This window comes from Acinetobacter sp. BZX-2 (assembly GCF_055179795.1).
The window spans coordinates 125,400-144,407 of record NZ_CM143686.1; the positions used below are offsets into that span (position 1 = coordinate 125,400).

At 37.3% G+C, this 19,008-nt stretch carries 20 protein-coding genes; 9 read left to right on the forward strand and 11 right to left on the reverse strand.

Annotation, left to right across the window (positions count from 1 at the left end; genetic code table 11):
- Positions 1–46: 46 nt before the first annotated feature.
- The gene (locus ACY45D_RS00560) at positions 47–1,327 is read right to left on the reverse strand and encodes a hypothetical protein (RefSeq protein ID WP_463107991.1); all 1,281 of its coding nucleotides are present in this window, start codon (positions 1,325–1,327) and stop codon (positions 47–49) included.
- A 98-nt stretch (positions 1,328–1,425) separates the two neighbouring features.
- Between ACY45D_RS00560 and serB the strand changes: the two genes are divergently transcribed.
- From serB to ACY45D_RS00575, 3 genes are all read left to right on the forward strand, one after another.
- Positions 1,426–2,646 (forward strand): phosphoserine phosphatase SerB, encoded by a 1,221-nt coding sequence (gene serB, locus ACY45D_RS00565; protein ID WP_463107992.1) that lies wholly within the window; start codon positions 1,426–1,428, stop codon positions 2,644–2,646.
- Between the two features lie 425 nt (positions 2,647–3,071).
- Complete coding sequence (gene aciT, locus ACY45D_RS00570; protein WP_120385190.1) at positions 3,072–3,386, forward strand: ciprofloxacin tolerance protein AciT; 315 nt, start codon at positions 3,072–3,074, stop codon at positions 3,384–3,386.
- 197 nt (positions 3,387–3,583) lie between these two features.
- A complete protein-coding gene (locus ACY45D_RS00575) occupies positions 3,584–4,063 on the forward strand; it encodes an SCP-2 sterol transfer family protein (RefSeq protein WP_463109388.1) in 480 nt (159 codons plus the stop codon).
- Positions 4,064–4,131: 68 nt separating this feature from the next.
- Here the strand turns inward: ACY45D_RS00575 and dtd are convergent, their stop codons facing one another.
- On the reverse strand, positions 4,132–4,572 hold the full coding sequence (dtd, locus tag ACY45D_RS00580) for a D-aminoacyl-tRNA deacylase (protein WP_463107993.1): 441 nt from the start codon (positions 4,570–4,572) through the stop codon (positions 4,132–4,134).
- 253 nt (positions 4,573–4,825) lie between these two features.
- On the opposite strand from dtd, the gene ACY45D_RS00585 reads away from it, so the two are divergent.
- On the forward strand, positions 4,826–5,020 hold the full coding sequence (locus ACY45D_RS00585) for a CopG family transcriptional regulator (protein WP_463107994.1): 195 nt from the start codon (positions 4,826–4,828) through the stop codon (positions 5,018–5,020).
- 48 nt (positions 5,021–5,068) lie between these two features.
- Here ACY45D_RS00585 and ACY45D_RS00590 read toward each other — a convergent pair whose 3' ends face one another.
- Positions 5,069–5,425: a roadblock/LC7 domain-containing protein gene (locus ACY45D_RS00590; RefSeq protein ID WP_120385187.1), complete on the reverse strand. Its 357-nt coding sequence runs from the start codon at positions 5,423–5,425 to the stop codon at positions 5,069–5,071.
- Positions 5,426–5,750: 325 nt separating this feature from the next.
- Here ACY45D_RS00590 and pncB point away from each other — a divergent pair, with 325 nt between their 5' ends.
- The 3 genes from pncB (at position 5,751) to asd (ending at position 8,766) form a co-directional block, all read left to right on the forward strand.
- Positions 5,751–6,959, forward strand: a complete 1,209-nt coding sequence (gene pncB / locus ACY45D_RS00595; RefSeq protein ID WP_463107995.1) for a nicotinate phosphoribosyltransferase — start codon at positions 5,751–5,753, stop codon at positions 6,957–6,959.
- A 110-nt stretch (positions 6,960–7,069) separates the two neighbouring features.
- Positions 7,070–7,918, forward strand: a complete 849-nt coding sequence (locus ACY45D_RS00600) for a sulfurtransferase (protein WP_463107996.1) — start codon at positions 7,070–7,072, stop codon at positions 7,916–7,918.
- Positions 7,915–8,766 carry an archaetidylserine decarboxylase gene (gene asd / locus ACY45D_RS00605; RefSeq protein ID WP_463107997.1) on the forward strand — a complete coding sequence of 284 codons (852 nt, stop codon included), beginning with the start codon at positions 7,915–7,917 and terminating at the stop codon, positions 8,764–8,766. The genes ACY45D_RS00600 and asd overlap by 4 nt, the downstream gene beginning before the upstream one ends.
- A 725-nt stretch (positions 8,767–9,491) precedes the next feature.
- On the opposite strand, the gene ACY45D_RS00610 is transcribed toward asd, so the two are convergent.
- The 4 genes from ACY45D_RS00610 to ACY45D_RS00625 form a co-directional block, all read right to left on the reverse strand.
- The gene (locus ACY45D_RS00610) at positions 9,492–9,920 is read right to left on the reverse strand and encodes a 3'-5' exonuclease family protein (RefSeq protein ID WP_463107998.1); all 429 of its coding nucleotides are present in this window, start codon (positions 9,918–9,920) and stop codon (positions 9,492–9,494) included.
- 24 nt (positions 9,921–9,944) lie between these two features.
- Entirely contained in the window at positions 9,945–11,303 is a 1,359-nt protein-coding gene (gene phoR, locus ACY45D_RS00615; RefSeq protein ID WP_463107999.1) for a phosphate regulon sensor histidine kinase PhoR, read from the reverse strand.
- A gap of 27 nt (positions 11,304–11,330) precedes the next feature.
- Positions 11,331–12,041, reverse strand: a complete 711-nt coding sequence (gene phoB / locus ACY45D_RS00620) for a phosphate regulon transcriptional regulator PhoB (RefSeq protein ID WP_463108000.1) — start codon at positions 12,039–12,041, stop codon at positions 11,331–11,333.
- 244 nt (positions 12,042–12,285) lie between these two features.
- Positions 12,286–12,960 carry a TetR/AcrR family transcriptional regulator gene (locus tag ACY45D_RS00625; protein ID WP_463108001.1) on the reverse strand — a complete coding sequence of 225 codons (675 nt, stop codon included), beginning with the start codon at positions 12,958–12,960 and terminating at the stop codon, positions 12,286–12,288.
- A gap of 211 nt (positions 12,961–13,171) precedes the next feature.
- On the opposite strand from ACY45D_RS00625, the gene ACY45D_RS00630 reads away from it, so the two are divergent.
- Positions 13,172–14,020, forward strand: coding sequence for an SDR family NAD(P)-dependent oxidoreductase (locus tag ACY45D_RS00630; RefSeq protein ID WP_463108002.1), 849 nt, complete (start codon positions 13,172–13,174; stop codon positions 14,018–14,020).
- A gap of 98 nt (positions 14,021–14,118) precedes the next feature.
- Here ACY45D_RS00630 and ACY45D_RS00635 read toward each other — a convergent pair whose 3' ends face one another.
- Together ACY45D_RS00635 and ACY45D_RS00640 are read right to left on the reverse strand one after the other, a co-directional pair.
- Complete coding sequence (locus ACY45D_RS00635; RefSeq protein ID WP_463108003.1) at positions 14,119–15,486, reverse strand: MATE family efflux transporter; 1,368 nt, start codon at positions 15,484–15,486, stop codon at positions 14,119–14,121.
- 125 nt (positions 15,487–15,611) lie between these two features.
- Entirely contained in the window at positions 15,612–16,769 is a 1,158-nt protein-coding gene (locus ACY45D_RS00640) for a methionine aminotransferase (RefSeq protein ID WP_463108004.1), read from the reverse strand.
- Between the two features lie 347 nt (positions 16,770–17,116).
- Between ACY45D_RS00640 and ACY45D_RS00645 the strand changes: the two genes are divergently transcribed.
- A complete protein-coding gene (locus tag ACY45D_RS00645; protein ID WP_463108005.1) occupies positions 17,117–17,788 on the forward strand; it encodes a hypothetical protein in 672 nt (223 codons plus the stop codon).
- A 255-nt stretch (positions 17,789–18,043) separates the two neighbouring features.
- On the opposite strand, the gene ACY45D_RS00650 is transcribed toward ACY45D_RS00645, so the two are convergent.
- Positions 18,044–18,574, reverse strand: a complete 531-nt coding sequence (locus tag ACY45D_RS00650; protein ID WP_463109389.1) for an IS630 family transposase — start codon at positions 18,572–18,574, stop codon at positions 18,044–18,046.
- On the reverse strand, positions 18,571–18,948 hold the full coding sequence (locus ACY45D_RS00655; RefSeq protein WP_463106851.1) for an IS630 transposase-related protein: 378 nt from the start codon (positions 18,946–18,948) through the stop codon (positions 18,571–18,573). Before ACY45D_RS00655 ends, ACY45D_RS00650 begins: the two co-directional genes overlap by 4 nt.
- Positions 18,949–19,008: the final 60 nt, after the last annotated feature.

Here is a 19,008-nt window from a genome sequence, read left to right on the forward strand (position 1 = left end):
CTTACTTTCATTTAGAAAATAAGGGCGTTAATTTTTAAAAATTGACTTAAATCTCTGATACAGAATCAGAAATGACAGGATTTTTCTTCGCTTTTAAAATTTCGGTACGAATATTTTGAGCCAATTCGGCGCAATCATTGCTCATACCATTGATCATAAATGAATGACGGGTAAGTACATTGCTTGGATTTGGTAATGCAACCAGTTGATAACAATCATCAATATGTTTGAGTTGATCATTACTTAGATACAATGCCATTTCTTTAGCAATCAAATGATTGGCTAGACGTTCAGCTGCTTGTAAGGCATCGAGTTGCATTGCTTCAACAGCATTTGTAACGGCACAACGTGTTTGCAAAACAAAGCGTTTATCTTCACGGTAACGTTTATACAAGACTTCAGACAGCAATTGAAAAACGGAGCCAATCATCAAAATACATTGAGCAGCATCGGGTTTTTCAGCATCGATACTGATTAATGCACCGTTTTGACCAAATTCCTGATGAATGGTGAAATCTTTAGAACTTAATTTGAAATGTTGTGCACTGAGTTCAATACTTTTATTCAGGAAAATTTGGCAAAGTTTAAAATATGGGACTGAAACAGATTGATTGACCGTATTCATCAATTGTTTTGGATCATAATACTGAATATTCAGTGCCAATATGTCTTGATTATTTTCAAGTGGAGCAATCGTTGGTTTAGGTTCAGCTTTGACTTTGATTGGGTTTTGTTGAGCTTGAGCCATGGCAATACTACGATTGGCCTTTTCGGCTTCAAGCACTTCAGTGAGCTGTTGAATTTCATGCTTCAAGCGTGCTTCGTTATTGATACGCGCCAAATACTCACTACGTGTTGGACGAGCAATGGCACGATAAGCCAACCATAAAAATGCATGAATCAATAATGACACCAAAATCGCAAGCCATTGAGTTCGCAAAATTTCACCAATACTTGGCTTAATTAATGTGATTTCAATAGTTCCAACTTTCTTTTCATTTTGCAGTGCATCACGAACAAAGACTTCACCTTGACGGGTTTTCGCCATACCACTGGTTGCCAAGACTTGTTTTTGCGCATCTAAAATACGTATAGATGCCACACTTGGGTTGGTTGCATAACGATTTGCGAGAAGCGCCAATGAAACTGTATTGGCAGGTTCAAGTTCGGCAAGGCTGTCAGTGACCAATTGGCTGGTCATCAACTGACCTTGGCTTGCACGGTTTTCATTTAATTGATGTGTTGTTGCAACTACCAATAAAAAGGTATGAAATGCAAAACTTACAATGAGTAGGCTAGCAAATAGCCCTTGTCTTGGCGCATTCAACTTAAACTTCCAAAGAAAATTATAGGGATTATTAACAGCCCCACATCAATATCGATTATGATTCTCACAATAGTTGTAGCTCTGACTTGAGTCAATTTATGCGAGAAATCATTCTTATATCATTTTTAGGTCCTGACCAACCCAACCAGTTTACTCGATTAATGCAAGTATTGTCCGTACATTCTTTGCAAATATTAGATGTCGGGCAGGCCGTTATTCATAATCAATTGACTTTAGGTATTGTTGTTTCATCAAACGATCAAACAGCAACAGCTTTAGCCATGAAAGATATCCTTATTTTAGCACATGATATTGGTTTAACTGTTCGCTTTAAACCAATTTCAGCGACAGAATACGATCAATGGGTAAGTGAAGGTGGTAGAACACGTTATATCGTGACGGCTTTGGCGCCTGAGCTGACAGCAGCGCATTTACAAGCTGTGACCCATATCGTTTCAAGTCAAGGCTTTAACATTGAAACGGTGACGCGATTATCTGGTCGTCCTGAGCGTGATGGTGAGCAAGAAGGGCCGAAACGTTCATGTGTACAATTTGGTTTAAGCGGTCAAATGCTTGATGCACAAGCGATGCGTGCTGCATGTTTAAGATTGTCAGCAGAGTCAAGCATTGATGTTGCTGTACAAGAAGACAATGCTTACCGTCGTAATCGCCGTTTGGTTTGTTTCGATATGGATTCAACGCTGATAGAACAAGAAGTGATTGATGAGTTAGCAATTGAAGCAGGTGTAGGGGATAAGGTCGCTGAAATTACTGAATGTGCAATGCAAGGGGAGTTGGACTTCCAAGAAAGTTTCCGTGCTCGTGTAGCGTTGTTAAAAGGTTTAGATGCTTCAGTATTACCGAAGATTGCGGAGCGTTTGACCGTGACTGAGGGTGCAGAACGTTTAATTTTGACACTAAAATCACTCGGCTATAAAACCGCTATTCTTTCAGGTGGTTTCCAGTATTTTGCAGAATATTTGCAAAAGAAATTGGGAATCGATGAAGTGCATGCCAATGTCCTTGACGTTGAAGATGGTGTGGTTACAGGTGTGGTCAAAGGGCATATTGTTGATGGTGCACGTAAAGCATTATTACTGACTGAACTGGCTGAAAAAATGGGTATTTCTCTCGAACAGGCGATTGCTGTGGGCGATGGTGCAAATGACTTACCGATGCTTTCAATTGCTGGTCTAGGTGTGGCATTCCGTGCTAAACCTTTAGTCCGTCAGAATGCTAATCAGGCGATTTCAAGCGTTGGTTTGGATGGTGTGTTGTACTTACTCGGTGTACATGACAAAGACTTGAATAGAGCCTAAAGAGTAATTAACTTATTGCAATATCATGACAAAATAGCGGCTTTAATGCCGCTATTTTTATTCAAAAAAAGAATACGTGCTATTGCATAAAAGCTAAAGAAAACAGCTCGATAAAAATATGAGCCATCTAACTAAAAAAAGTTTTTTCGGATTGAAGATCGTGTGTATTTTTTTGTAATGACACTGCAAGAGTGATGGGAATTAGATTGTGAGCAAAAGCCTATTTTTAAAAAATGTAATGACAAATGAATGTTGCGACAAAGTGTGTCGTTTAGCTTGAAAACAGCTCTTTTCTTCTTATAAAAACCATACATAATGCAATGCATAAGCTTTTATAAGATTATTTAAGAAAAATTATAAAGCTTGTTGTGTTGTGAAACACCATTTAGACGGTATAGAGAGACATCATTTTGACGGAGGTTTTTATGGTATCAGCGACATTGGCAACACTCATTGGATTTGGTCTGATTGCTGCAGCGTTGGCTACTGTTTTCTTTTCCCCTTACCGTCATTGGTTAGGTTTCATGTTTGCGGGCATGATCTTCTGGGGAGCGCTAGAATCTATTCGCTATAGCGTACAGAACATTTTTGAAATTTCGATGGCATATAGCTACTTAACAGCTATTATGCTTGCGATGTCTGCTTTGATTGCACTGTTGCTACGTGAAGATAGCCGTGCGCAAAAAGCACTCGCAAACCGCCAATACATTGAACATACACCTGTGTATGAAGATGAGTAAGTAAAGTTATATTTTTTCAACAAGGATACTGACTTTAATTACACGAAAAAACTGAATTTAGACATTCAAAGGTATATCGAAATGATATACCTTTTTTTGACCTTATACTTTGTTCTGAAAGCCGTGTCTTAGAAATGACAAGTTATGCTACGATGAGCAAATTCAAATCTAATTTAAAAACAACAGGCTTAAATGTCATGAAACTTTCTTCAATTCCAGTTGTGAAGTTACCAATCGTAGATGCAAGCACGGATCCATTAGATCTTCTTGTATTAGGTTTAGCACTTCGTATGAAGCAACTGGCACGTACTAGTCCAAAATTTATCGAATTGACGCATGATCGTCAGTTCCGTATTCAGATTGGTACAGATTTAGGTGTAGCTCGCCAAATTATCGTCAACAATGGTCAAATTGATACGGTTTCTGGTGCTGAGGATAAAGCTGATTTTATTTTACAATTTGCTGATAGCGAGCAAGGCGTAAAAACATTGGTAAAAGGTGATCCGACTGCATTTATGACGGGTATGCAAAATGGCAGTATTAAAATGGAAGGTGATTTCAGTTTATTGGTTTGGTTTAACCAAGTTGCCAAACTTATTCCGCCGAAAGTGCCAAAACCAGTAAAAGACAAAATTAAATTGGCACGTCAATTCTTAAAAGAAAAGACTGGTCGCTAAGATTTAAGCAATAAAAAAGCCCATTATGGGCTTTTTTATTGCTTAAAAGCTGAAAAATGCTCAATGCATTATTCAACCTCTAAATTAAAGGTTACAGGTCCATCATTGACCAAATGAACTTTCATATCTGCGGCAAAAATACCTGTTTGTACATTTTCAAATTGTGACTTGGCATACTCAACCAATTGCCCATAAAGTGCTTTGGCTTCTGTGGGAGGCATTGCAGGACCAAAATCTGGACGTAAACCTTTTTGAGTTTGTGCCATCAAAGTAAATTGTGAAACCAATAAGATTCCACCAGCAGCTTGACTGACATTCCAACCCATTTTGCCATCGGTATCATCAAAGAATCGATATTTTAAAATCTTATCAATCAACTTTTTGCCTTTTTCTAAATTATCTTCTTTACCAAGCCCTAGAAAAACTAAAATCCCGTGTTGGATTTCACCTGTTGTTTCACCATCGACAACGACTTTGGCTTCAAGAACTCTTTGTAATAATGCGCGCATAGGAAAGACTAATATAAAAAAACAAAACCAGTTTACCAAACTCAGATTGTAGATTTCAGATTTAATAGTAGGAAAGAAAGCAAATAGGTGATCATTAAAGCCTTAAAAAGAATATGGTTTTATTTTTAAGATTACGTTATGCTAAATCGGTATTCAATTTTCAGAAAGACAGAGATGGATTTAAATCTAGTCTTGTAATAATAAAGTGATAATTATATTATCATTTTATGTTAATAATGCGATAGAAAAGGTTATGGAAAATAAAACTGCAAGATTGACAATTTTGATTGACCCTATAAAAAAAGAAGCTTTTGAAGAGTTATGTAGTCAGCAAGATTTAAAACCTTCTCAAGTCGTTCGACAGCTTATCCGTGAGTATTTAAATACACATGGTGTAGATTATGCAACGAAATTGAAAAGTGGCGTCCAGAATCCATCGAAAAAATGATGTAAAAAAGCCATCTATGAAAGATGGCTTTTTGGCTCATATCAAAACTTATGAGAAATCTAATTCTTTTTCAAAGATTTTCAACTCATGGCGAGCCATCGCAAGATTTGACTTTTGACGGTCTAATACAAGATAGAGAAACAATTCATTATTGCGGTCTAATGGACGCAATACATGATACTGCTTGCCCAGCGTAATCAGTACATCTTCAATATTATCTTTTAAATTTAAAGCATTCGCTACTTTACGTTTTGCGCGAATGACTTCTGTATTCCCCGCAGCTGCAAGTTCTAAATCTAATCCAGAACCTACCGCAGATAAAGATAAGCCACTTGTGCTATCAACCAGTGCGGCAGCAATTAATCCATCAATTTCAGTTAACGGGTTTAAGTCTAATTTAGCCATTGTTATTCTCCATACCAACATGAGTTATTGGGTAATACTATTAGTTTTAAAGTGAATAATATTACTTTTTATTTGAAATTGAATAGTAATTTAAAACAAATATAATTTCAATTAATATTAATATTAAGTTATTAAAAACAAATTTTATTATAATAATATGATAATGTTTTGTGCATAAAGTTACAGCGATATATTTATCTTCCATAATTGAAATCATTATTTTTTTGTTAAAATGATAAGAAAAAAGAATAAATGAAGCTGGATGTTATGCAACAATGGATTCAGTTATTTATAGTGAATGAAGAACATTCCGAACGGATAGGCTATGCAACCCATAATTCAATCTTTGCTTGATACCGATTTATATAAATTCACAATGTTACAAGTGGTATTACACAAGTTTCCGCAAACGCATAGTGTCTACCATTTCAGATGTCGCAATTTAGACGATACTGTGTATCCATTGACGGATATTTTGGATGATTTAAATGATCAACTTGATCAATTATGTACTTTAAAATTTCAAGAAGATGAATTGACCTATTTACGCAGCTTGCGTTTTATTAAAAGTGATTTTGTTGATTATTTAGAATTATTCCAATTAAAACGCCGTTTTATCAAAGCAGGAATAGATGCAGAAGGTCGTTTGGACATTTGGGTTGAAGGACCAATGGTTCAGGCGATGATGTTCGAGATTTTTGTACTGGCAATCGTCAATGAGCTTTATTTTCAACGCATTCGTTCAGATGCTGTTTTGATTGAAGGTGAGCGACGTCTAAAAGCGAAAGTTGCATTATTGAAGCAATATGAGCAGGACTTAAAACCAAACGATCCACCATTATTGGTCTCAGATTTTGGTACTCGACGCCGTTACAGCCTCGATTGGCAACGTCATGTGATTCAAACCTTTCACCAAGCTGCGCCTACAGTTTTCCGTGGTACCAGTAATGTTTTGTTGGCAAAAGAACTCAACATTTATCCAATCGGTACGATGGCACATGAGTTTTTGCAAGCCTTTCAAGCACTTGATGTACGTTTGCGTGATTTTCAAAAATCTGCATTAGAGACTTGGGTGCAAGAATACCGTGGTGATTTAGGTATTGCACTCACAGATGTGGTGGGAATGGACGCATTCTTGCGTGATTTTGATTTGTATTTCGCCAAACTCTTTGACGGCTTGCGCCATGACAGTGGTGATCCTTATGAATGGGGCGATAAGGCTTATCAGCATTATCGTAAACTCAAAATTGATACTAAAACCAAGATGCTGACTTTTAGTGATGGTTTAGATTTGGAGCGTGCTTGGAGCTTGTATCAATACTTTAAAGATCGTTTCCAAGTCAGTTTTGGAATTGGTACCAATTTAACCAATGATATGGGGCAAAAGCCGCTGAATATCGTGTTAAAACTGGTGGAATGTAATGGACAGTCTGTGGCGAAAATTTCAGATAGCCCAGGAAAAACCATGACGGATAATGACACATTCTTGGCTTATTTACGTCAGGTCTTTGAAATTACTGAACTTGCTGAATAACTGAAAATTCATAGCTGATTTTTTGCTAAAGGAAAGTAAAAAATCAGCATATGGGTAAAAAACACTGTGATAAGATCATTTTATACATGGTCTTAAATTAGAAAAATCGTATGACTGCAACTGACTTTAACTTTGGATTGCTCATAGAAGCGGAACAGATTGTGCCTTTTTTAGGGCATGAATTACTCAGAATCGTTGACCTGAGTCGTAGTTCAGTCTACGAACAATTGCATATTCCACATGCAGTACACCTGAAACCTCAATTTTTGGTGCGTCAGGAAGAGCAGGCTTCGGGTTTATTGCCCGATGAAGCAGGTTTGAATGCTTTGATCGAGTATTTAAATATTTCGCCAGATCATCATGTTGTGGTGTATGACGATGAAGGTGGCGCATGGGCAGGGCGTTTGATTTGGAATTTACATTGCCTTGGCTTTAAAAATGTCAGCTTGTTGAATGGCGGTATTCATGCATGGTTAGGTGCAGGCTATCCTACATCTTCTGAGGTTGAAGACCTTACAAAAGTTGAGCCCTTGGTTCAAGTAAATTTAGACAATATTGAACAGTATCGGATTGAATATTCACAACTATTAGAAAAAGTGAATCAGCAATCTATTCAACTTTGGGACTGCCGTACAGATGATGAATATACGGGTCAGCGTTTAGCAGCTAGACGCGGCGGTCACATTCCAAACGCCATTCATTTTGAATGGAGTAGTGCTATTAATCGTCAAAATCATTTAAAATTACATCCATTAGAGCGCACGCAACAACGTTTAGAACAATTAGGCTTTCAGCTGGATCAACCTGTAGTGGTATATTGTCAGTCACATCATCGCTCAGGACTGGCTTATATTGTAGGTCGATTATTGGGTTGGAATATCCAAGCCTATGATGGTGCGTGGAGCGAGTGGGGCAATCGCCTCGATAGTCCAATTATTACTGGAGAATCACCTGCGTGAGTCTTACATCGAAGTTAAAAAAACAAATTTTTATTCAAGCGCAAAAAGTTGTTCCACAGCAACAGCTGAGTCGTGTTGTTGGTAAGGTTGCAGCAAGTGAAAATCTCATTGTAAAAAATATCGCAATTCAAGCATTTAAAGCACAGTATGGGATTGATCTTTCGATCGCTGAGCAAGCTGATGCGCTTAAATATAAGTCATTTAATGAATTTTTTACTCGTGCATTAAAAGACGGTGTTCGTGAAATTGATACCAATCCAAACAGCATTGTTTCTCCAGCAGATGGTGCGATTTCTCAGCTAGGGAAAATTGAAAATGGTGATGTTTTCCAAGCCAAGGGTCAAAGCTTCTCAGTTGAAAAATTGATTGGTGATCCGCAATTAGCAGAGCCATTTAAAAATGGTCAATTTGCTACGGTTTATTTATCACCACGTGATTACCATCGTGTACATACCCCTTTTGCAGGAACGTTAACTGAAACGTTATATATTCCAGGTGAATTATTCTCCGTGAATCAAACCACTGCAGAAAATATTCCGGGTTTATTTGCACGTAATGAGCGTATGGTGTGCTTGTTTGATACTGAATTGGGCCGTATGGCGGTGGTTTTAGTTGGTGCAATGATTGTTGCAGGGATTGAAACTGTGGCAACAGGTAAAGTCAAACCAACAGGCCGTTTAGAGTTGAATCATCATGATTTAAAATTGGCAAAAGGCGATGAGCTAGGTCGTTTTTATCTCGGTTCAACAGCAGTTGTTTTATTTGAACAGGGTAAGATGGATTGGGATGCACAATTTAAAGCGAATTCTGTTGTGGTGATGGGCGAAGCTTTGGGTCATACCGTTTAATTTGCTTATTCTATGATGAGGTGTACTTTCTTTTGTAGGTAGAGAGTCACCTAGTCGAAAGCTTTATAGCATTCTAAAGAAGCACATGAATATAACAACAAAGTTTGAATTGCCTAATATTGTATTGAAAAAAATTAAATGAATTTGTGTAGGTGTTTTCTTACTTTGAAGGATGAGGAGCATTGCTCCGTAAGGTAAGCAAATCCTTTGTTGGGCGAGGGGTACGTCCTATACCCCCGCCCAACGGCGGTATCCATGCCACCACACGATAGAAACACCATGAATAATCAAATTTTAAAAGCCTAAATTTGAATAGTTTTTAGCAAACTAATGTAAGAATGCTATAGCATAAGTAGCAATTCAATGAGTCAGTTATACAAATTGGTTTTAATTTTAACGTCAATTCGGGATAAATTTTGATGTAAGTTGTTGAAAAGATAGATCAGGCGCAGCGGAGTCTTACCGTTTAAAGTCAGATGTAAGGATTAACCTTCGGTTCGACCTGAGAGGTACTACCTCGCAAGGCTTTCGGGAAAAGTAGGCAAAACCATTTGTCAGTCGCGAACTCGACAAATACTATCAATTACCAAATATATTGCAAAAACAGTATATTACAGATCTTGCGGAATATATTCCTCATGCCTCGAACAATGCGACTGACGTTGCCGCGTATCATATAGTTGGGAATATATCTTATCTCGAACTCAGGTTAATTTTAGAATAAATCAAAGCGTCATCGCATTCAAATAAGATAATTTTAAGGCTTGTGCATCGGCCAAAGCATTGTGTGGTTGTTGTGATGGGACATTCATATTGCTTTCTTGCATCCAAAGTTGCATTTTTAAGGGAGGTAGGCTTAAACACCTTCCAGCAGAAACAATTAAACTACGTGAAAACAGAGCAAAATCTTCTGGCCAATCGGCAATAATTTCAACAGTATCATATTGATTTAAGAATTCTTGTAGTTGTTTCTGAAATTGTTCTAAAGAAATAGGTATTTGATTTAAAATAGGAATGACATGCTCAGCGACCCAAGGAATAGGGTTTTGGTATGTTAAAACTTCATAGAAATATTGATTATTTTCATCAATCAAAGCCAAAGAAATCAGTTCCCCACCAAAGCCATTAAACTCACAGTCTAAAAACAATTTCATCGACTTATTCCATGTGGGAAATGATTAACCTGCAAAATCAAGACGTTCTTTAGGGAAAACAACTCTAAATGTGGAACCTTGATTTTCTTTGGAATCAATTTCTAAGTAAGCATTGTGTTGCATGAGCACATGTTTGACGATGGCAAGCCCTAAACCTGTTCCACCCGTTTGACGGCTACGTGCACTGTCTACACGATAAAAGCGTTCAGTGAGACGAGGGATATGTTTTGGGTCAATACCAATCCCTGTATCTTCAACAGTGAAATAGCCATGTTCACCATCATCATGCCAACCGATGGTCACCGTACCGCCTTTGGGGGTGTATTTGATCGCATTGGTGATTAAGTTACTAAAAGCACTGGCCAGTTCAGCATCTGAACCAATTAAATCACAATGACTGTCAATGTCTAAGTTTAAGGTGTGCCCATAATCGACATTGTAAGCTTGAGCATCATCAAACAATTGATTCATTAAACTTGGCATATCAATAATTTGGTTTTTAGCGATTTGTTTATTGCCTTCAAGCCGTGATAGCAACAATAGATCATTCACCAATGCATTCATGCGGCGTGTTTGTGACTGCATTTGTTCAAATGCACGCTTCCAACGTGGATTTAAATCTTCTTGATCGGTAAAAGTTTCGATATAACCGCTTAGGACGGTTAATGGTGTACGTAATTCATGTGAAATATTGTCAACAAAGTCTTTACGCATTTGTTCTAGGTTATGCATGCGTGTGACGTCATAAGCGACCACTAGGCGGCTTTCACTACCAAAACGAGTCAACTTAATTTGCACATAATGTTCTTCATAAACCGATGATTTGATTTTTATACCATCGGGTGATTGGTCAATATGATTAAAATATTCAATAAAACTAGGCTGACGAATAATGGTTAAAATGTTGCGACCACGATCCAGTGGTTGAATACCGAGAAGCTTCTCCGCAGCAGGGTTCCACCATTCGATTTGATGTAATTCATCTGTTAATACAACAGCCTCACCTAATGCAACTAAAGATGATTGCGCTCGATCAATTAAGCCAACCATCTCCGCTTGCACAACACGTTCTTGTCGTTGTGCCCGATACACATTAAAAAGTAATGCGCCCCAAATTCCCTCTAAATTGGGTGGTGAATCATAAGGTCGATTCGAAATCCAATCATTTACAAGGTATAAAGAGTGTAATTGAAAGATAAAAAAAACAGCAAATGCAATGGATATACAAATCCAAAAATACCCAATTCCTAAACCGATGAAGCCTCCAATAACCAATAAAAAGGCGAGTAAGCGTAAATCTTGTTTAGCAAAAGTCCATAAACTGCTGTAACGAAACTTTTGATGTTCGCGAGCGAGATCAGGGACAGGGTAGGGTTCATACATAAAAAATAATTTAACCTTGAGAAAGCGTTAGCCTAGTGCAACATCTGCACGCGTTGAAAAGCGATAACCTGTTCCACGTACAGTTTGAACATAACGGTCTGCAGCATAAGGTTCAAGCACTTTACGTAAGCGACGGATATGTACATCGATGGTACGGTCTTCGATATAGACGTTACCGCCCCAAACTTGGTCTAGAAGTTGGGCACGTGTATAAGCACGTTCAGGATGGGTCATAAAAAATGCCAATAATCGGTACTCTGTAGGCCCCATCTCTAAAATATTATTACCAAAGCTGACGCGTTGGCTGACAGGATCTAAAATTAAACCATTGGCATCAATAGTTTTCTCACCGCTCAGCGCATTGGCACGACGCAGTACCGCTTTGATGCGAGAAACCAATTCACGTGTAGAGAATGGTTTGGTCATGTAGTCATCTGCGCCCGCGTCAAGACCTTGTACTTTATGGTCTTCTTCACCACGAGCCGTGAGCATGATTACAGGAATTTCTGATAGATTTTCATCACGTTTTAGACGACGGCATAAATCTACACCACTGACACCGCCCGGCATCATCCAGTCTAATAAAATTAAAGAAGGTCTTTGATCGACAATCATTTGATGTGCTTGTTTTGCATCTTCAGCTTGTAAACACTGAAAACCTGCCATATCCAATGAGGTATGGATCATCTCTCGAATTGGAAGTTCGTCATCGACGATTAATATATAGTCATCTTTCACAACGCAATATCCTATGTATGAACGGTATACCGTTTTTTATTTATGACAGGCTTATTACAAAGATTAATTATGACAGTATCATTGCAAAAAAGGTATATGCACTCTTTTTTGCAAAAAAAATTGAAAAATAATAATAAATTCAAGGCATCAATTATAACCATTGAAGTCAAAAAAAATCTCAAGATGAGAGGCAGAACAGCGATTCACCTTCAAATCATCATATTTTGACCATTTGATGACCATGTTATTTTTGTGCAAAAGTATCGATCAGTGCAATAAACACCACTTCACACGCTGTGACGATTTCTTCTAATGACTGCTTAAATCCACCCATAACCCAACGCACAGCGATTTGAGTGACATAACCATTTAGACCCGTTGCAACCAGTGAAATTTCTCGTTCACTGCGGTCAATATGAGGCAACATTAGCATGACAAAGGCATGAATCATGCGGTCAAATCGGCCCATGGTTTCTTGTATGGTGGCATGATTATGCAGTTCTTGCACCAGCATCGCATCGACATAGATAATTCGAGCGACACGCGGGTCATCCTTAAGCAGTGTAAATAAAGCAGTGAGACCTGAATGGATCATATTTTTAGGTTCAGGTGCTGCTTGCATAACACCTTCCATCACTGTTTTTTGTAATTTCTCAATCAGCTGTAGAAAAATGGTCTGAAAAAGCTCTTCACTCTTTTTAAATGATTCATAAAAATAACGTTCAGTCAGCTTGGCTTCAGTACAAATATCTTTCACTGTCACCGAAAAGAAACCGTGGTTTCCATAGGCTTCAATTCCCGCTTCAATTAACTTTTCACGACGTGCAAGCTTCCTTTCAGTCAGCGACATGCCCTTAAATTGGCGTTCATTGGCTGTTTTTTTTATTGATTTTTTTTCAATGATTTGCTGCTCAGTCATAGACGTTAATTACTCGTATGATATGTAGATTGTCCTAAGGTGACTTTATTTTAGCAATAAATGCTCTTGAAACCTATTTTAGAGACTTTGTATAAAAAAACATCTGTTAAATGATAATATAATATTTGACAACAATCATTGTCAAAATTATATTGGAGGCCTGAGCTACACATCATGCAAGTTGTGTGCGGGTTTAAAAAAAGGATAGACAATGAAAAATTTTAAAAACAAAGTCGCTGCAATTACTGGTGCAGGCTCTGGTATGGGACAACAGTTGGCTGTTTTATTGGCAAAAGCAGGTTGTCATTTATCAATCAGTGATGTCAATGAAAAAGGTTTGTTACAGACTATTGAACTGGTTAAGCCGTATAACGTCCGTGTAACAAGCAAGAAAGTCAACGTTGCCAATGTCGAAGAAGTGAGAGCATGGGCTGCTGAAACGGAACAAAATCATGGTTCTGTGAATATGATTTTTAACAATGCTGGCGTGGCGTTGGGTTCTACTGTTGAGGGCGCAACCTATGAAGAACTTGAATGGATTATGAATATTAACTTTTGGGGCGTGGTTTACGGCACAAAAGAATTTCTGCCGTACATTAAAAAAACAGGTGATGGTCACATCATCAATATTTCAAGTTTGTTTGGTTTAACTGCGCAACCAACGCAGTCTGCTTATAATGCTACTAAATTTGCGGTACGTGGCTTTACTGAATCTTTACGCCAAGAATTAGACATGGAAAATTGTGGTGTATCAGCACTTTGTGTACATCCAGGTGGAATTCGTACCAATATTGCCAATGATGCACGTATGAGTGACAGCATTCGTTCATTGGGAATGAATCCAGATAAATCTGCAAAAGTATTCAATAAATTATTACGCATGCCTCCAGAAGAAGCGGCGCAGCAAATGCTTGATGCGGTACTGAAAGATAAACGTCGTTTATTGATTGGTAATGATGCGAAAACTTTAGATTTGATCCAACGTATTTTACCGACGGGCTATCAAAAGCTGACAGGTTTTGCGACAAAGTTTAGTAAGAAACTAGAACCAAAAGCTTAAATTTAGAAATTCTCAAGACCTGATTGATTAGTTATATTGTTCATTTAAAGCTGAATTGTATGAAGATTTTTTCAGGTCTTTTTTACGATTAAAAACCATTAAATCAAAACTTTAATGGTTTTTTTCTTCCATACAAATTGATAATACAGACCTTGCATGAGACATAGACTAAAAAATGTTAATGCAAGCGCATACCAAATACCTTGTAAGCCAAACCAGTGACTAAATAAATAAGCACAAGGAATTTCAATAATCACAATAGCTAAGATATTGAGAACCAAAGGAACATTTACCGTACCACTGGCTCGCATGATCGACGCAAAAATTGCACTGGCTCCGAAAAATAAAATCGACCACAGTACAATAAATAACAATTGTTGCCCTAATTCAATCACGGTCGGATCTGTAATGAACAATGCCATTAAATATTTTGAAGCTAAATAAGCCAAAAGAACTAAACCACCGGTAATCGCAATATTGCTTAATAAAGCTGTTTTGGTTACTTTGGCGAGAAGTTCAGGCTTACCTGCACCAATCGCCTGAGCTGCAAAAATAGAAGCTGCAATCGCAATAGAAAGTGCAGGAAATTGAATATAATTCAGGACTTGATTGACTGCGCCATAAGCCGCAGTTGCATGTGCCCCATATTGGTTGACCAAACCAATAACCACCAGCCCAGCAACTGAATTTGTGACCATTTGAATTCCTGTCGGAATACCTAATCTTAAAATAATTCGACTTAATTCAGGGTGATGACGAATATGCCCGATTAAATTCGCATCAAGTCTAAGCACGTGATTTTTCTTATTTAAATAAATATAAAGAAAAATCAAAACACCAATAAAACCTAAAGTACTCGCGATAGCGGGAGCAACAATCCCCATTTTAGGAAAACCCAAATACCCACCGATTAAAATAGGCGTGGTGATGACACCGATGATAATGGTTAAGCCTGATGCAATAAGCGGCGTAGTGCTGTCGCCAACGCCACGCAAAATAGACGTGTAAGTGATGTACATGAATAAGAAAGGACTGCCGAGTAACATCCATCTCACATAAGGTAAGGATAGATACATAATTTTCGGATCTATGCCTAAGTGTAATAAAATTTGCTTTGAGAAAAATGCACCGACAAGGGCAATGATTGTTCCGCCAATCAGCGTCATAAATAATAATGAGCCGACAATTGTGCGGACTTTTTCAACATTTTTTGCCCCCCAAGCTTGCCCGACCAATACGGTTGCACCTGAAGATAAACCAATTACAAATGCCAACAGCAGAAACAAGATTGGAAAAAAGACAGAAATAGCTGCAATCGCATTTACACCCAACATTTGCCCGACAAAAATTGTATTCACAGTACCCGACAGGTTTTGCAAGATATTGGTGACAATCAGCGGGCCTAGAAAGATTAAAAATGCTTTCCAAAACTGTGGGTGATCAATCAAACTTTGACGTGCTGGCATTTATATTTCTATTGTCCAATTTTTACGTTTATTGCTTTCACGACAGTAACATAGATCTCAAAAAATGCCTGAGTATTTGAGTAACTCAGGCGGGTTATTTTTGCAATCATTATGGTTTAGGATCGTTATTCAATTTGATTTAAAATTTCACAAGCTTGAAGCAAAGTTTCGTCTTTTTTAGCAAAGCAGAAACGAATTAAACGTAAATTTTCAGGGGCTTGTTGATAGAAAACTGAAACAGGGATCGCCACAATTTTATGTTCTTCGGCTAAAAACTTACACATTTCAACATCTTCTAAATCTGGGCGAATAAGGCTGTAGTCTACATTTTGAAAGAATGTGCCTTGTGATGGAATGAAACGAAACTTTGAATGTTGAATGCCTGAAATAAACAGGTCTCGTTTATTTTGATAGAACTCAGATAGCCCTGCGATATGTTTAGGATGTTGTTGCATATAAGTGGCTAAAGCCATTTGTACAGGTGTGACGCCACAAAAGTTGGCGAATTGATACACCTGACGAAAGACTTGCATTAACTGCGGTGAGGCAATGCAATACCCCGTTTTCCACCCTGTGACATGGAAGGTTTTCCCAAAAGAACCGACTACGAAACTACGATCCCTTAATTCTGGAAATGATAGCGCTGAATAATGTTGTGCGCCGTCATAAATAAGGTGTTCATAAACTTCATCGGACAATACAACAATATTTTTATCTTGAATCAGTTCAATCAAATTGAGCCAGTCTTGTTTTGACCAAATCGCTCCAGTTGGATTATGTGGTGTGTTTACAATCACCATACGGGTTTTATTGGTGATTGCAGATTTAACTTGATTCCAATCGACACAAAACTCAGGTGCATTTAGCGAGATATGAATGGCTTTAGCACCCACCAATTGTACACTCGGCGCATAGCTGTCATAACTTGGGTCGAAAATAATCACTTCATCATCTGCATGTACGATGGCTTGGATTGCAGAAAAGATAGCAATGGTTGCCCCCGCAGTGATGGTGATCTCTGTGATTGGGTCTAGTTTTAATTGATCTCGATTTAAAAAAAGCTGTGCCAATTGTTCTCTTAACGGAACTAAACCATCTCCAGCCGCATATTGGTTATAACCTGCTAACGTGGCATCACTTAAAGCTTGTAGTAAGTCAGGTGGAGCAGGAAAGTCTGGAAATCCCTGTGATAAATTTAATGCGTTTAAGCGTTGTGCCATTGCAGTCATGGTGCTGAAAATGGTGACGCCTTGTGCAGGAAGTTTAGAGTGGATTTCGATCATGACCAGACAAGTTCTATGAATATGTTAGAGGCAGTTTAACAGGTCGTTTTTAACAGCAAAATAGGATGAGGAGGGTAGTTTGTTGAAGAGGGAACAAGGTTCTATTTGGCTTTGTTATTTGTAATTAAAAGGTGGTGGAATGTATGTTTTATGGGTTTTGAAATATTTTATTACATAATAATTTTATGTGGACTCAGCTGATATGTGCATGGTTGTATGGTAAGTTGAGGCAATGATAAGCGGTTCACATTGACTTCGCATAAGAGATTTTATGTTAAATAAGAATAAGACTCTTCATAACTAATTGGTTTTACTATATAATAAATTATATTTTTTGATAATTAGTAATGAATTCAAAACTTCAGGAACATTCTAGAAAAGTATCTGCTCTTCTTGGCTTAGGCATTTTTTTATTACCTTTAATTTTTGTTTGGTTTACTTTACGTTCTGGATATTCAAAGCTTTCTAGAGTTATTAGTTTTGCTTGGTTAATATTATTAACTTTTTTAGCTATATCTACTGATGATAGTTCTGTAGATAATTCAAAAAATAACTCTTCAAATCAGATGATCTCTGTTAGTGAACCTATTGTTTCAGTAGATAAAGCATGCTCAATGCTAAACTTACCAGGTATGACTCAATGGCATGATTCTATGGGGAATGGAACCTATAGATGTATTTCTACTTATATTGATATTTCACCTGAATCTAAAAACACAGAATTGCCAAATAACCTTGCATACTATGTCCAAGGTACTAAAAACAATGTAACGGAATTGAAAATTGTTTTAAATGTTAATGACTCTACTTATAAGAAAAGGGCTGAATCAGAGTTTATTAAATTGTCTAATAATCTATATAACGAGATTACTAATCAAGAAATTCCAAAGCTTGTGAAGGCAGCTATTAAAAGTAAGAAAAATTATTCTATACAATCAGGTAGTTTGCTAATAAAAGTTGAAAGTGATAAATGGGAGAATGAAAATGGATATTCACAAACATTTATTATTACTGAATAGCCACCTATTTTGTACACACTTTTACCAAGTTAAAGTCTCCGTTTTTTTTCAGCACACATCATGTAAATATGGGTCTAAATTTAAAAAATTAATTATTGAAGGGATTATGAAAAAAATATTATTTACATTTTTATTAATTACGATTTCTAAACCTTTATTCGCAGAAGAATATGAAACAGAAATTCTTACTAGTACTAAAATTCCTGATAAGGATTTAATAAAAGAATCGACATATAGCCACATGTAAATTAAAGGCTACATTTCTTTAAATCCAATATCTAAAGCCTCAGAGATAGAAATACTCTGCTGACTTACAATATTTCTGACTTTCCTTTTTAGTACAGACCATGCTTGTTCAATTGGATTTAAATCAGGGCTATATGCAGGAAGATAGGCAATTCGTACATTATACGCTTCCGCAAGCTGTACTATCTCTTTGCCTTTATGAATAGAAGCATTGTCTAGAATCAAAAGATACTTTGACCTAGGTAAATTTTGAAATAAATAATCAAGCCATCCTGTGAATAACTTTCTGTCACATGAACCTTGAAAAACTATTGGTGACAAAAAACTGTATGGGGAATTTGATCTCACGGCACTGAGCATACTTATTCTTTTTCCATGACCACCTGATTTTAAATCTTGACAACGTTTCCCTTTAAATGACCAGCCATATTCTGCTGTCTCAGCACTGTTTATTCCAGATTCATCTACATACAGAATATTTTCCTGACCATATTCACTTTCCCATTGAGGGAGAATCCATTGAAATACCGTTCTGCTTATTTTGCAGGCTTGTCTGTAGAGGAAACTCTTTTTTTATGAGTCCAACCTAATTTATGAAGTGCAGCAAGCACGACATCATAAGTAATCGCATATCCAAACTGAATTTCAAATAAGGCAACTAAGTCTTTTGCCTGTGAAAACTTTGTATTTTCCACGAATACTTTGAATGCCTGCCAATCCTTAATGGATGATGGTCTACCAACATTGACAAGTTTAGGCTGAGCCAGTTGTCCAGTCTGCTGTTCAAGTAGAATCCAGTCATCCAATGTTGTTCGGGCGATGTTGAAAGTCGTGCAGGTATTTGATTTATGGTTGCTCTTTGTGTAGAACTCCATGACTTTCTGACGTAAGTCTTCTGAATATATTTTTGGCATGTAAAAACAGTTTAAAAGAATTTATCTATTGTAGCTCAAAAATATCTTTTTTCTATATCT

Coding starts and splice junctions, on each gene's coding strand:
- ACY45D_RS00575 (WP_463109388.1), top strand. CDS start 3,584: ATGAAACTTTCTTCAATTCCAGTTGTGAAGTTACCAATCGTAGATGCA.
- ACY45D_RS00585 (WP_463107994.1), top strand. CDS start 4,826: ATGGAAAATAAAACTGCAAGATTGACAATTTTGATTGACCCTATAAAA.
- ACY45D_RS00610 (WP_463107998.1), bottom strand. CDS start 9,920: ATGAAATTGTTTTTAGACTGTGAGTTTAATGGCTTTGGTGGGGAACTG.
- ACY45D_RS00625 (WP_463108001.1), bottom strand. CDS start 12,960: ATGACTGAGCAGCAAATCATTGAAAAAAAATCAATAAAAAAAACAGCC.
- ACY45D_RS00640 (WP_463108004.1), bottom strand. CDS start 16,769: ATGATCGAAATCCACTCTAAACTTCCTGCACAAGGCGTCACCATTTTC.
- ACY45D_RS00600 (WP_463107996.1), top strand. CDS start 7,070: ATGACTGCAACTGACTTTAACTTTGGATTGCTCATAGAAGCGGAACAG.
- ACY45D_RS00635 (WP_463108003.1), bottom strand. CDS start 15,486: ATGCCAGCACGTCAAAGTTTGATTGATCACCCACAGTTTTGGAAAGCA.
- ACY45D_RS00630 (WP_463108002.1), top strand. CDS start 13,172: ATGAAAAATTTTAAAAACAAAGTCGCTGCAATTACTGGTGCAGGCTCT.
- pncB (WP_463107995.1), top strand. CDS start 5,751: ATGCAACCCATAATTCAATCTTTGCTTGATACCGATTTATATAAATTC.
- ACY45D_RS00590 (WP_120385187.1), bottom strand. CDS start 5,425: ATGGCTAAATTAGACTTAAACCCGTTAACTGAAATTGATGGATTAATT.
- serB (WP_463107992.1), top strand. CDS start 1,426: ATGCGAGAAATCATTCTTATATCATTTTTAGGTCCTGACCAACCCAAC.
- phoR (WP_463107999.1), bottom strand. CDS start 11,303: ATGTATGAACCCTACCCTGTCCCTGATCTCGCTCGCGAACATCAAAAG.
- ACY45D_RS00645 (WP_463108005.1), top strand. CDS start 17,117: ATGAATTCAAAACTTCAGGAACATTCTAGAAAAGTATCTGCTCTTCTT.
- dtd (WP_463107993.1), bottom strand. CDS start 4,572: ATGCGCGCATTATTACAAAGAGTTCTTGAAGCCAAAGTCGTTGTCGAT.
- ACY45D_RS00655 (WP_463106851.1), bottom strand. CDS start 18,948: ATGCCAAAAATATATTCAGAAGACTTACGTCAGAAAGTCATGGAGTTC.
- aciT (WP_120385190.1), top strand. CDS start 3,072: ATGGTATCAGCGACATTGGCAACACTCATTGGATTTGGTCTGATTGCT.